Source organism: Streptosporangium subroseum, from assembly GCF_900188345.1.
Lineage (GTDB): Bacteria > Actinomycetota > Actinomycetes > Streptosporangiales > Streptosporangiaceae > Streptosporangium > Streptosporangium subroseum.
Genome location: NZ_FZOD01000015.1, coordinates 78,856 through 91,233, shown reverse-complemented (window position 1 = coordinate 91,233; position 12,378 = coordinate 78,856). Strand labels below are relative to the sequence as shown.

Sequence of the window (12,378 nt, the reverse complement as noted above, 5' to 3'; positions counted from 1 at the left end):
GGAGATCCGAGCAGCCCGGAGGGCCCGAGCGGTCCGGGAGACCCGCGGAGGTCTCACCCCCTGGAGAACCAGAGAAGGCGTTCCCCGGGAAGAAGGCGCCGGGAGTGCGCGTCAGCGGCCTCTCCGTCGTCTACCGGACCCCGGCGGGGGAGCTCCCCGCCGTACGCGGAATCGACCTGGAGCTCGTTCCCGGCACGATCACCGGCGTGGTCGGCGAGTCCGGTTCCGGGAAGTCCACCCTGGCGCTGTCGCTGCTCAACGCCGTCCAGCCGCCCGGCAGGATCAGCGCGGGCAGCGTGGAGATCGACGGTCTCGGCGACGTCGTGCGGCTGGGAGGAGACGCGCTGCGCAAGGCGAGGGGCCGGCACATCGGATACGTCTTCCAGGCCGCCCAGAACTCTCTCAACCCCCTCAAGACGGTCGGCAAGCAGCTCCTCGACCTCGGGCGCTCGCACGAGGTGGACGACCTGCGCGAGCTGGTCAGGGATGCCAAGGAACTGCTCGGCCGGATGGGAATGGACGGCGCCCGCGTGCTCGACTCCCACCAGCACGAGCTGTCGGGCGGGATGCGCCAGCGCGTGGGCATCATGCTCGCGCTGGTCCTCAACGCGCACCTCGTCGTGCTGGACGAGCCCACCACCGCGCTCGACATGATCACCCAGGCCACGATCCTGCGGATCATCCGCGAGGTGCACGAGGAGCGCGGGCTCACCACGCTCGTCATCACCCACGACCTCGGCGTGGTGGCCGAGGTCGCCGACCGGCTGGCCGTCATGTACGGCGGGCGGGTGGTCGAGCAGGGGCCGACCATGGAGGTGCTCGGCGCGCCCCGCCACCCCTACACCCAGGGACTGATCCGGGCCATCCCGCGCCTCGTGGGCGACATCGGCGAGGCCCGGGCACTGCCCGGCCGCCCGCCGACGCTTGGGACGATCCCGGCGCGGGGATGCGTCTTCAGGGAGCGCTGCCATCTGCGGATGGCCGTCTGCGAGACGGAGGAACCGCCCGCGATCTCCCGGGGGGAGTGGATCGTGGCGTGCCACGCGGTCGCGGCGGAGGCCGAGGCGGAAGGCGGAAGGCGACGGGTCGCGGCGGGGACACAGGGAAGCGCGAAGGCGCACGGAGCGAAGGGGGAGCAGGGGTGATCACTGGGCAGGGCATCACGAAGACCTTCAGGCAGCGGGGCAGCGTCCTCGCCGGGCGGGAGGTCAAGGCACTGCGCGGGGTCGACTTCGCCATCAAGAAGGGCGGCGCGGCGTCGTTCATCGGTGAGTCCGGCAGCGGCAAGACGACGCTGGGGCGGATCATCGCCGGGCTGGAGAGCCACGACGCCGGGGAGATCACCATTGACGGCACTCCCATGTCGTCACTGCGTCCGAAGCAGCGGCAGCCGTACTTCCGCCGGATCCAGCTCATCCACCAGGACCCGTACTCGGCGCTGAACCCGACCCGCACGGTCCACCAGACGCTGAACGCGCCCCTCGACCTTCGGGCCAAGGGGACCGGCCGTTCGCGGTCGTGGGTGGAGGGACGGGCGGAGGAGCTGCTGGAACTGGTCGGGCTCGACCCCGGCTACGTTCTGCCGCGCTATCCCCACCAGCTCTCCGGCGGCATGCGCCAGCGGGTCGTCATCGCCCGCGCGCTCACGGTCGACCCGGAGATGCTCGTCGCCGACGAGGCCGTCTCCATGATCGACGTATCGCTGCGGCTGGGTATCCTGGCGTTGCTCAAGGACCTGCGCGAGCGGCTCGGCGTGAGCGTGCTGTTCATCACCCACGACGTGGCCACCGCCCGCTACATCGGCGAGGACGGCGAGCTGTACGTCATCTACCGCGGGCAGGTCGTCGAACGGGGCCACGTGGAGACGATCATCTCCGACCCCGTCCACCCCTACACGCAGTCGCTGCTGTCGGCCATTCCCGTACTGCGCGGCCTGGAGCAGCCGGGCGAGGAGCCGGTGGTGCCGACCGAGGCGCTCGACGAGGGCAACCACGACGCGGGCTGTCTGTTCGCGCGGCGCTGCCCGTTCCGCACCGGCCGCTGCGAATCGGAGCACCCGGTGCTCGGCCACGCCGAGGGCACGTCCCAGGAACACGCCTGCTTCCACCCCCGGCGCCGAAGCGTCGTCGCCATGCCGGCGGGCCGGGCATGAACCCCCTGGGGGACGTCTACGATCCCGTCATGCGGGCCGCCGGAGCGGATGTCCACGACCTCGCCTCGCCGGTCGCCGACGTGGGGAAAAAGGGCAGGTTCACGCCCGCCGAGGGGATTCGCGAGGCCGCGGCCGCCGACGCGGCGGCGCTCGGCGAGCTCGCCTCCTCGGCGCTCACCCTGGACGCCGAGGAGGCGCCGCACCTGGTGGCCCGGCTCTCGGCGCCGCCGCCCGGACGTCGCTGGACGGCGCTGGTGACCGACGACCTCAAGGGCGTGGTGTTCGCCTCGCTGTCGGCACGAGACCGGTCCATCGGGCACATCGACCTGCTCGCCACACATCCGGACGTCCGGGGCAGGGGCCTCGGGCGGGCACTGGTCGTCGCGGCCGAGGGCTGGCTGCGCGGCGAGGGCGCGGTCGAGGCCCGGTTCGCCGGCAACCCGCCCTGCTACGCCTGGCCGGGCATCGACGTGCGCTACACCGTGGCTGCCTGCCTGGCCGAGAGCCTCGGGTACGAGCGTTACCACGTCGCCTGGAACATGACCGCCGACCTGACCTCCCCGCTGACGACGTACACCGATCTCGTACGGCTCGCACGGGAGGACGTCACCGTGCACGCGGCCGGTCCCGCGGACCGCGCCGCCGTGCTCGCCTTCGTCCGGGAGCACTGGAACGAGAACTGGGCGTGGGAGGTGGGGCAGGCGACAGGTTGCCACTACGCCGCCAGAGAGGGGGAGATCCTCGGCTTCGCCGCGTGGGGCGCCAGGCCCGCCTGGTTCGGCCCGATGGGCACCGCCCCCGCCGCGCGGGGGCTCGGCATCGGCCGGGTGCTGCTGCGCCTCTGTCTCGCCGAGCAGCAGACCGCGGGCATGGCGAGCGCGCAGATCGGCTGGGTGGGACCGCTGGGTTTCTACTCCCGAGCCGTCGGGGCACGCGCAGAACGGGTCTTCTGGCTCTACCGCCGTGACCTGTGATGGCGGCCGGATCCGCCGAGGTGTTCGATTCGACACGGTGGGCGGGGCTTCACTGATAGAAGATAATCTACTTAATAGAAGTGTGATATGAAAATTAGCGACATGAGACGACATGATTGATTCACTCGCAGCTCTGTCCACGGAACAGAGCGATCCGCGCTACAGCCAGATCGACCGGCTCTCGACCGAGCAGGTCGCCCGGTTGATGAACGCCGCCGACATCACGGTGCCCGCGGCGGTGGCCCTGGTGATCCCGGAGATCTCGGCCACGGTCGACGCCGTCGTCACCCGGATGAAGGCGGGGGGACGCCTGTTCTACGTGGGCGCCGGGACGTCGGGCCGGCTGGCCGTACTGGACGCCTCCGAATGCCCGCCGACCTTCGGCACCGACCCGGAGCTGGTGCAGGGCATCATCGCGGGCGGCCAGCCCGCGCTGACCCGCTCGGTCGAGGGCGCGGAGGACGACCACGCCGGGGGAGCCGCCGCGATCGCGGAGCGGGGCGTGGGCGCGCTCGACTCGGTGGTGGGTGTCTCCGCCAGCGGCCGGGCGCCGTTCGTCCTCGGGGCGCTCGCCGAGGCGGGCCGTCGCGGAGCCCTGACCGCGGGACTGTCGTGCAACGCCGGAACCCCGCTCTCCGAGGCGGCGACGCACCCCATCGAGGTGATCGTCGGACCGGAGGTGGTGACCGGATCGACCAGGCTCAAGGCCGGGACCGCGCAGAAGCTGGTCCTCAACATGATCTCCACGATCGTGATGGTCAGGCTGGGCCGGACCTACGGGAACACCATGATCGAGGTGTCGGCGATGAACTCCAAGCTCGCCGACCGGGCCGCCCGGATGGTCGGCGACATCACCGGCGCCGGACTCTCCGTCACCCGCCCCGCGCTGGAGGCGGCCGGCTGGAACGTGAAGATCGCGGTGCTGATGATCGAGTACGGACTCGGCGCCGACGACGCCCGAGCCCTGCTGGAGAGCCACGGAGACCGTCTGGAGGCGGCGCTGGAGGCGGAGAAGGCACGAGGTGCCTGATGGGGCTCGGCGGGCCGGGGGCGTCGGAGAGGCCCGGTGTTCACGGGGGCATTGAGTCCTCCTCCGTGCTCGGAGGGATCCTGGCGGCGGCGGTGCCGCGCGTGTGCTCGGCCGCGGTCGCCGTGATCGCCGTGGACGGGACCACGGTGGCCGCCGCCGCGGTGGGGGAGACCGTACGGTACGCGGCGGTCTCGGAGGAGCTGGCGGACGACCGCCCTCCGGTCCGCCGCGACTCGATCTTCGACCTCGCGTCGATCACCAAGCTCTTCACGACGGCCGTCATCCTGTCGCTGACCGAGGAGGGCCGCCTCGACCTGGACGAACCCGTCGCCACCTGGCTGCCCGCCGGCTACGCCGGTGCCCCGGAGGTCACCCTGCGGCACCTGCTCACCCACACCGCGGGCCTGCCGCCCGGACGCAGGGCCCACGAGGAGATCCCCGGAGACGGTCCCGAGGTCCATGCCTCACGGATGGACCGGATCCTGTCGACGCGGGCCCTCCACCCGGTGGGTGAGCGCTACCTCTACTCCGACGTCGGACTGATCACGGCGGGACGGGTGGCCGAGATCGCCGGGGGAGCGTCCCTGGACGAGCTGCTGCGAGCCCGGGTCGCCGGCCCGCTGGGTCTGCCTGACACCGGATACCTGCCCGCCGAATCCCTGCGATCGCGGGCCGTCGCCACCGAGGACAAGCCCGAACGCCCGGGCCCCGGATGCGTGCGGGGAGAGGTCCACGACGAGACCGCGTACGGCCTGGGCGGGGTCGCCGGGCACGCCGGCGTCTTCTCCACGGCCGACGACCTGGTGCGTTTCACCGAGGTGATACGCACCGGGGGAGCCCCGATCCTGAGCCCGGACGCGACCGCCGAGATGACCCGCGACCAGGGCGTCAGGGGCGCGGACTTCCGCCACGGCCTGGGGGTGCGCATCGGCGATCCCGCCATCGTCGGCCCGCTGACCGACGCCTACGGCCACTCCGGCTTCACCGGGACCTCGCTCGTCGTCGACCCCGTACGCGCCCTCACGGTCGTCCTGCTGACCAACAACGTCCACCCGCTCCGCGGCCGCGCGGGCATCCGCGACCTCCGCCACGCCGTGGCCGCCGAGGCCATGCGCCTGTCCTGAACGTCTCGTCCGACCCTGGGGGCCCGTCCCGTCTCCTGTGGACCCTCCCGCAGGAGACGGGGCGGCCATCAGATGAGGATCAGATGAGGCCGCTGACAGTGCTCGCCCTCAAGGTGCCGCTACTTCGAGTCATCCTCAGGGAACCAGGTGAAAAGTCCGAAGAACATCGTTCCTCCTTTCATGTCGTCCCTGAACGGCCGGCGGCGTCGCGCCGGCCGATCACGGGTGGCTTGTTTGTCATGATCTAGATGGTCGGCGGCCCGGAAGTGTGACATCGGCCCGCTGGAAAAATCGCGCGCCCGGATTCGCGCTGCGATCATGGCGAGATGACACAGAATCTGGATACCGGCAGGAGACTGAGCCGGCAGGAGATCTCCGACGCCGTCGGCGATCTGGGGTGGCGCTACGTCCTGGGGGCCGTGTGCGCGTCGGTGCCCGTGGCGTCGCTGGCGCAGTCGGCGGAGGTCGCCGCGCGCGTGGTGGCCACGGCCGGTGACGACGGCGAAGGAAGCCTGCGGTTGGACGTCCGCCGGGATCGGGTGGTCCTCACGCTGCAGTCGTTCGCCGTCGGCCGGGTGACACCGTTCGAGATCGAGCTCGCCGGCCGGATCTCCGCGACGGTGGGCGACCTCGGGCTGCGTACCGACCCCGAGGTCGACGCTCAGGGGCCGCGGTCGGTTCAGATCCTTGAGATCGGGATCGACGCGCTCGACATCGCCGCCATTCGTCCGTTCTGGAAGGCGGTGCTGGGTTACGACGACGAGGCCGGCGCGTCGGGGGACGAGGACCCGCTCGTCGATCCCGTCGGCCAGGGGCCCGCGATCTGGTTCCAGCAGATGGACGCGCCACGGCCGCAGCGCAACCGGATCCACTTCGACGTCTCGGTCCCGCACGACGAGGCGTCCCATCGCATCGAGGCCACGCTGGCGGCGGGCGGGGTGTTGCTGTCCGACGCCGCGGCGCCCGCCTTCTGGGTGCTGGCGGACGCCGAGGGCAATGAGGCGTGCGTGACGACATGGCAGGGAAGGGACTGACCCCGCGTGCGAGGACGGCGGTGCCGTCCCGTCGCGCGAAGGTTCAGGCGGGGATGTCGGCCAGCGTGGACGCGCGGGCGGCGAGAAGGGAGTCGCGGATCTCGCCGGCGCGGATGGCGGTGGTGGACAGGAGGGTGGAGGTGATGCCGTGGGTGTGCTCGGTGCCGCCCTGAAGATAGATGCCGGCGGTGACCTCGGGGGTGAGCTCGACGCGGTGGTCGCGGCCGACGCGGACGGCGTCCTCCTCGTCGCGCAGGCAGAGCTTGGCCGCGTCGCCGAGGATGACGCCGATGTCCGAGGAGCGGTAGCCGGTGGCGTGGACGAGGACGTCCACGGCGAGGACCTTCCGCTCACCGGTGGGCAGGAACTCCACGGTGACGTCCAGGCGGTCGTCCAGGGCGCGTACGTCCCGGATGCGGGAGACGTTGAGAATGCGCAGGCGCTGCCGGCCCTGGACCTTCTCGCGGTAGGTGGTCGAGTACAGGGACTGGATGAGGTCCATGTCGACCACCGAGTAGTTGGTGCTGCGGTGGTAGTCGAAGAAGGACTGCTTCACCCCGGGAGGGGCGTTGAAGTAGAGGTCGACCGCCTCGGGATCGAAGATTCGGTTGGCGAAGGGGCTGTCGTCGGCGGGGGTGTAGCCGTATTTGGCGTGGACCGCGCAGACCTCGGTCTCGGTGAGGGTGCGGTGCAGGTAGTCGACCGCCTCGGCGGCGCTCTGCCCGGCGCCGAGCACGACGGCGCGGCGCACCGGGACGCCCGCGGCGACCAGTTCGGCGACGCGCGGGACCAGCTGACTGGTGTGCCAGACCCGGTCGGAGAGAACGGTGTCCGGCGGCAGGTGGGGTTCGAGACCGGTGGCCACGGAGATGTTGCGAGCCCGGCGCAGGATCGTGCGGGCAGGGTCGGCGGGGTCACGGCTGATCACGTCGAACCAGCGGATCTCGCCGTCCTCCGTCATCACCGGCTCGACGGCCAGAACCTCGGCGGAGTACGCGACCAGGTGCTTCACCCGGGCGGCGGCCCACTCGAAGTAGTCGTGGAACTCCACCCGTAGCGGGAAGAGGGTCTTCTGGTTGAGGAAATCCACCAGCCTGCCGCGCTCCTGCAGGTAACACAGGAAGCTGAAGTCACTCGACGGGTCGCGCATGGTGACCAGGTCCTTCAGGAAGGGCACCTGCATCGTCGCGTCGTCGATGAGCATTCCCCGGTGCCAGCCGAAGTGCGGCTGCCTCTCCAGGAACCCGGCCCGGAGCCGCTCCGCGGCCGGAACCCTCGCATTGTGCTCCTCAACGGCTATGGCCAGCGCCAGATTCGAGGGTCCGAAACCGACCCCCAGGATGTCGTAGATGCTGTCCGGACCACTGTGCAGTGTGTCGTCCACCGCGGCATCGCCTCCCTATGCGCGCCACATCCTAGATAAGGTTAGCCTTGCCTTGCAAGAAAGCATATCGAGGAGAGGATCCACCATGCGGGTCGTCATGTTTGGCTACCAGACCTGGGGTCATCGCACGCTGCAGGCTCTGCTGGACTCCGATCACGAGGTGGTCCTCGTCGTCACCCACCCCAAGAGCGACCACGTCTACGAGAAGATCTGGGACGACTCGGTCGCGGAGCTCGCCGAGAAGCACGGTGTCCCGGTGCTGCTGCGCTCCCGGCCCGACGACGCGCTGCTCCGCGCGCTCCGTGACGCGGCGCCGGACATCATCGTCGCCAACAACTGGCGGACCTGGCTGCCGCCGGAGATCTTCGACATTCCGCCGCACGGCACGCTCAACATCCACGATTCGCTGCTGCCCGCGTACGCGGGCTTCTCGCCGCTGATCTGGGCCCTGATCAACGGCGAGAAGGAGGTCGGCGTCACCGCGCACCGTATGAACGCCGAGCTGGACGCGGGTGACATCGTGATACAGCGGGCCGTGCCGGTGGGGCCGGGCGACACCGTGACCGACCTGTTCCACAGGACGGTCGACCTGATCGAGCCGATCGTGCAGGAGTCGCTCGACCTGATCGCCTCCGGCAGGGCGCAGTGGATTCCGCAGGACCGCAGCAAGGCGAGTTTCTTCCACAAGCGGTCGATCGAGGACGGCCGGATCGACTGGAACTGGTCGGCGGAGGACCTGGAGCGGCTGGTGCGCGCCCAGTCGGATCCGTATCCCAACGCGTTCACCTACTACCGCGGGGAGCGGATCCGGATCGTGTCGGCGGAGGTGTCGCAGGCCCGATACGGCGGCACCCCGGGGCGCGTCTTCATCCGGGAGGGGGACGGTGTGGTCGTCGTCACCGGACTGGACGCCCGGAGCGGACAGTGGCCCGGACTGGTCGTCAAGCGGGTGCGCACCGAGGACGGCACGGAGCACGCGGCAGTCGACTACTTCCAGACCATGGGCGGCTACCTCACCGCCCGGCCGTGAACGTGGTGTCCGATGTTGCGCCCCATATTGGGGGGTCCGGATTTTGGCGGTAGCAACCTTCGTGCTGGCTTTGAGGGCGGAATAAGTAGATCGTGGGGTCAGCAGGCCCTACCCGTTCGCGTCACGGACATCCCGGCCGCCCGGAGTCTTCTTGGGGCCCGACTGCTTCACAGGCTTCCATGCCGACCCGGATGGCCAAGGAAAGACAGCCGCGCGGGCCAGAGCCCGGGCTGGGCTTCGGCCTCCGCTCCGGCAGGCAGGTGATCGCGGAGGGGGCGTCGTGTGGCCGTATCGCTACTCCACGGAGACGACGAGGCCCGGTGCCGCAGTCGGCAGGGGCGCTCTGATCGGCGTGGCCGTCGGGGTGCTGGAGGGCGTGAGCTGGCTGCTGGTGAGCCGTACCGCGTCCTTCAACTCGGTGGCCCTTAGCCGGACGCAGGGCCCGAACGGGCGCCGCCGAAGCGGTCGCTACCACTTTCCGCCTTTCCGTCGCGGTATCGGCCGGTCGTGAGGATGGTGCTCAGCCGGCCGTCCCGGCGACCGCCTGTACGTCGGAGACGTCGTGGTGGCGGCCCATCGGGATGATCAATGGTGTGCCGCTGACCGGGTCCGTCGCGATCTGGCAACGCAGGTTGAAGATCTCCTCCACGGACCGGGCGGTGATGACCTCGGCCGGGGCGCCCTCGGCGACGATGCGGCCGGACTTCATGGCGATGACGTGGTCGGCGTACCGGCAGGCCTGGTTGAGGTCGTGGAGAACCATCACGATCGTACGGTTCTCACGCCGGTTGAGGTCCGTGACCAGGTCCAGGACGTCGATCTGGTGGGCCAGATCGAGATACGTCGTCGGCTCGTCCAGCAGGAGCACCGGGGTGCCCTGGGCGACGGCCATGGCGATCCAGGCGCGCTGGCGCTGCCCGCCGGACAGCTCGTCGACCGCGCGGTTGGCGAGGTCGGTCATGCCGGTGGCGGCCAGTGCGCCGTGGACGGCCTGCTCGTCGGCCTTCGACCACTGCCGCCACCAGGTCTGATGTGGCGAACGGCCGCGGTTGACCAGATCGATGACGGTCAGCCCCTCCGGGGCCACCGGCCCCTGCGGCAGGATGCCGAGACGCCGGGCCAGCTCCCTGGTCGGGATGGACTGCAGGGCGCGGCCGTCGAGCTGGACGCTTCCCTGACGTGGGGCGAGAAGCCGGGCCAGGGCCCGCAGCAGCGTGGACTTGCCGCAGGCGTTGGCGCCGACGATGGCGGTGATGCGGCCCGGCGGGACGACCAGGTCGAGATTCTCCACGACCAGCCGGTTGTCGTACGCCAGGGAAAGGCCGCTCGCCCGCAGGTCCGGGTCGATGGTCGACATGCGTTCAGCCTCCTGAGCCCGCGCGGTTGGCGCGGATGAGCAGCCAGAGTAGGATCGGCGCCCCGAGGACGCCGGTGACGATCCCGACAGGCAGTTCCGTGCCGGAGATCATTGTGCGCGCGATGAGATCGCTGGCGAGGACGACCATGGCCCCCGCCAGTCCCGAGGCGATCGGGGGCGGCCAGGCGGTGCGGGCCAGCCGCTGGGCGATCTGCGGTGCGGCGAGTGCCACGAAGGCGATCGGGCCGGCCGCCGCGGTGCCGAAGGCGATGAGCCCGACGCCCGTGAGCAGCAGGGCGAGACGGACGGGTTGCACGGGGGTGCCGAGGCCGGCGGCGACGTCGTCGCCGAGCTGGAGCGTACGCATCAGACGGCTCAGCATGAGCGCCGCCGGCACCAGCACCACCATGACGACGGTGAGCGGGACCACCTGGTCCCAGGTGCGGCCGTTGAGGTTGCCGACCAGCCAGCCGAGCGCGGCCTGCGCCTGGAACTGCCCGCCCCTGGCCACCAGGTAGTCGGTGGCGCTGGTGCAGATCCACGACACCCCGATGCCGACCAGGACGATCCGGTAGCCGGTGGTACCGCGCTTCCAGGCCAGCACGTAGACGAGCAGGGCGGTGGCCAGCGCGCCGATCAGCCCGAACGTCTGGGTGCCGAGGCCGCCGCTCCAGCCGAACACGATGCCGGCGACGACGGCGGTGCCGGCGCCCTCGGTGATGCCGATCATGTCCGGGCTGGCCAGCGGGTTGCGCGTCATGGTCTGGAACAGCGCGCCGGAGATGCCGAAGGCGACGCCGACCAGCAGCCCGACCACGGCGCGCGGCAGCCGCAGCTCCCGGACGACCAGCAGGGTCCCGGGGTCGCCGGAGCCGACCAGCGCCTTCATGACCGCGGTCAGGCCGATCGGGTAGTCACCGGTCGAGACGCCCCAGCAGAGGATCAGGAAGGTGGCGACGGCGAGTGCCGCGCACACCGCGATCAGCCGGGGTCGCAGGATCCCGGAGACGGGCGGCGCGGCCAGGCGGAAGGTCCGGTGGGAAGGCGCGGGGGCCGTTCCGCCGGAGCGGAGCCGGGCCTTCCCGAGGTTCAGGAAACCGCGGGAACGGCCTTCGGCAGGGGCATCGGGACGGGCGTCGGCCGGACCGTCGGGACGGATGTCGGCAGGGGCGCCGAGGTGGGCGTCGGACGGGGTGTCGGGACGGGTGTCGGGAGACCGGCGAACCATGCTCACACCTCCGCGAGTCGGCGCCGGCGGACCATGGCGATGAAGAACGGGCCGCCGATCAGGGCGACGAGGATCCCGGCCTGGATCTCGAGGGGCCGTTCGATGACCCGTCCGACGATGTCCGCGGCCAGCAGCATGCAGGGCGCGAGCACCGCCGACAGCGGTAGCAGCCAGCGGTGGTCGGGGCCCAGCCCTACGTGTTGGACGAGGATCCGGGCGAGGTGCGGGACCACCAGCCCGATGAAGACGACGGGGCCGATGACGGTCACCGCCGCGCCGGTGAGCAGCGTGATCGCGATTACCCCCTGAAGTCGGATGAGACCGAGCCGCTGCCCCAGCGAGGCGGCCACGTCGTCGCCGAGCGCCAGGCTGTTGAGCGCGGGCGCGCAGGCCAGTGCCAGCGCCGCGCCGGCGGCGACGAACGGCAGGATCTGGAGCACCACGTCGCCGCCCTGGTCGGCGAGCGAACCGGCCGCCCAGAAGCGGTAGCGGTTGAGCGCCTCGGGGTTGGTCAGAACGACGGCACTGGTGATCGAGGACAGCAGCGAGGTCACGGCGACCCCGGCGAGCGCGAGTTTGACCGGCGTCAGGCCGGAGCGCCCCAGCCTGCCCAGCAGAAAGACCAGAACGCTCGCGATGAGCGCGCCCGCGAACGCGAACCAGATGTATTCGAACAGCGATCCCAGCCCGAACACCGCGACCGACAGCACGATCGCGAAGGAGGCGCCGGCGCTGACGCCCAGCAGGCCCGGGTCGGCGAGCGGGTTGCGGGTCAGCGCCTGCATGAGCGCGCCGGACAGTCCGAGGGCGGCGCCGGCCGTGAGGCCGAGCGCGGTGCGTGGCACCCGCACCGACCAGATGACGTTCTCGATGAGCTCGCTGCCCGGTTGGCCGAACAGCGCCCTGACGACCTGGTCGAAGGGGATGCTCCGGGCGCCGAGCGCGATCGACAGCAGGCAGAGCGCGACGAGGACGGCGCTGAGCAGCGCCACGAGAAAGGCCGGGCGCAGCCTCTCGTTCCGGGTCACCGAGCTGTCTCCACTTTTCGACTTCCTTAGGTTAGGC

General features: G+C 70.8%; 11 protein-coding genes. 7 read left to right on the top strand and 4 right to left on the bottom strand.

The window, feature by feature from the left end:
- Nucleotides 1-104: 104 nt before the first annotated feature.
- The 6 genes from CHC08_RS17435 to CHC08_RS17410 all read left to right on the top strand — a co-directional run bounded on the left by CHC08_RS17435 (nt 105) and on the right by CHC08_RS17410 (nt 6,314).
- Nucleotides 105-1,145, top strand: coding sequence for an ABC transporter ATP-binding protein (locus CHC08_RS17435; RefSeq protein WP_245878381.1), 1,041 nt, complete (start codon nt 105-107; stop codon nt 1,143-1,145).
- The gene (locus tag CHC08_RS17430; RefSeq protein WP_089208350.1) at nt 1,142-2,152 is read left to right on the top strand and encodes an ABC transporter ATP-binding protein; all 1,011 of its coding nucleotides are present in this window, start codon (nt 1,142-1,144) and stop codon (nt 2,150-2,152) included. The genes CHC08_RS17435 and CHC08_RS17430 overlap by 4 nt, the downstream gene beginning before the upstream one ends.
- Nucleotides 2,149-3,126, top strand: a complete 978-nt coding sequence (locus CHC08_RS17425; RefSeq protein ID WP_245878380.1) for a GNAT family N-acetyltransferase — start codon at nt 2,149-2,151, stop codon at nt 3,124-3,126. Before CHC08_RS17430 ends, CHC08_RS17425 begins: the two co-directional genes overlap by 4 nt.
- Before the next feature lie 112 nt (nt 3,127-3,238).
- Entirely contained in the window at nt 3,239-4,156 is a 918-nt protein-coding gene (murQ, locus tag CHC08_RS17420) for an N-acetylmuramic acid 6-phosphate etherase (protein WP_089208349.1), read from the top strand.
- 65 nt (nt 4,157-4,221) lie between these two features.
- Entirely contained in the window at nt 4,222-5,280 is a 1,059-nt protein-coding gene (locus CHC08_RS17415) for a serine hydrolase domain-containing protein (RefSeq protein WP_245878379.1), read from the top strand.
- Between the two features lie 326 nt (nt 5,281-5,606).
- The gene (locus tag CHC08_RS17410) at nt 5,607-6,314 is read left to right on the top strand and encodes a VOC family protein (RefSeq protein WP_089208347.1); all 708 of its coding nucleotides are present in this window, start codon (nt 5,607-5,609) and stop codon (nt 6,312-6,314) included.
- A gap of 43 nt (nt 6,315-6,357) precedes the next feature.
- Here CHC08_RS17410 and CHC08_RS17405 read toward each other — a convergent pair whose 3' ends face one another.
- Complete coding sequence (locus tag CHC08_RS17405; RefSeq protein ID WP_089208346.1) at nt 6,358-7,698, bottom strand: lysine N(6)-hydroxylase/L-ornithine N(5)-oxygenase family protein; 1,341 nt, start codon at nt 7,696-7,698, stop codon at nt 6,358-6,360.
- Nucleotides 7,699-7,783: 85 nt separating this feature from the next.
- On the opposite strand from CHC08_RS17405, the gene CHC08_RS17400 reads away from it, so the two are divergent.
- Complete coding sequence (locus tag CHC08_RS17400; RefSeq protein ID WP_089208345.1) at nt 7,784-8,728, top strand: methionyl-tRNA formyltransferase; 945 nt, start codon at nt 7,784-7,786, stop codon at nt 8,726-8,728.
- A gap of 520 nt (nt 8,729-9,248) precedes the next feature.
- Here CHC08_RS17400 and CHC08_RS17395 read toward each other — a convergent pair.
- The 3 genes from CHC08_RS17395 to CHC08_RS17385 are packed head-to-tail and all read right to left on the bottom strand — an operon-like array spanning nt 9,249 to nt 12,341.
- Nucleotides 9,249-10,085 carry an ABC transporter ATP-binding protein gene (locus CHC08_RS17395; RefSeq protein WP_089208344.1) on the bottom strand — a complete coding sequence of 279 codons (837 nt, stop codon included), beginning with the start codon at nt 10,083-10,085 and terminating at the stop codon, nt 9,249-9,251.
- Between the two features lie 4 nt (nt 10,086-10,089).
- Nucleotides 10,090-11,313 carry a FecCD family ABC transporter permease gene (locus tag CHC08_RS17390; protein ID WP_245878378.1) on the bottom strand — a complete coding sequence of 408 codons (1,224 nt, stop codon included), beginning with the start codon at nt 11,311-11,313 and terminating at the stop codon, nt 10,090-10,092.
- Nucleotides 11,314-11,315: 2 nt separating this feature from the next.
- Nucleotides 11,316-12,341 (bottom strand): FecCD family ABC transporter permease, encoded by a 1,026-nt coding sequence (locus tag CHC08_RS17385; RefSeq protein WP_179282085.1) that lies wholly within the window; start codon nt 12,339-12,341, stop codon nt 11,316-11,318.
- Nucleotides 12,342-12,378 lie beyond the last annotated feature (37 nt).

Bases quoted from the DNA above. Each gene is read 5' to 3' on its own strand.
- CHC08_RS17400 (WP_089208345.1), top strand. From the start codon at position 7,784: ATGCGGGTCGTCATGTTTGGCTACCAGACCTGGGGTCATCGCACGCTG.
- CHC08_RS17395 (WP_089208344.1), bottom strand. From the start codon at position 10,085: ATGTCGACCATCGACCCGGACCTGCGGGCGAGCGGCCTTTCCCTGGCG.
- CHC08_RS17425 (WP_245878380.1), top strand. From the start codon at position 2,149: ATGAACCCCCTGGGGGACGTCTACGATCCCGTCATGCGGGCCGCCGGA.
- murQ (WP_089208349.1), top strand. From the start codon at position 3,239: ATGATTGATTCACTCGCAGCTCTGTCCACGGAACAGAGCGATCCGCGC.
- CHC08_RS17390 (WP_245878378.1), bottom strand. From the start codon at position 11,313: ATGGTTCGCCGGTCTCCCGACACCCGTCCCGACACCCCGTCCGACGCC.
- CHC08_RS17410 (WP_089208347.1), top strand. From the start codon at position 5,607: ATGACACAGAATCTGGATACCGGCAGGAGACTGAGCCGGCAGGAGATC.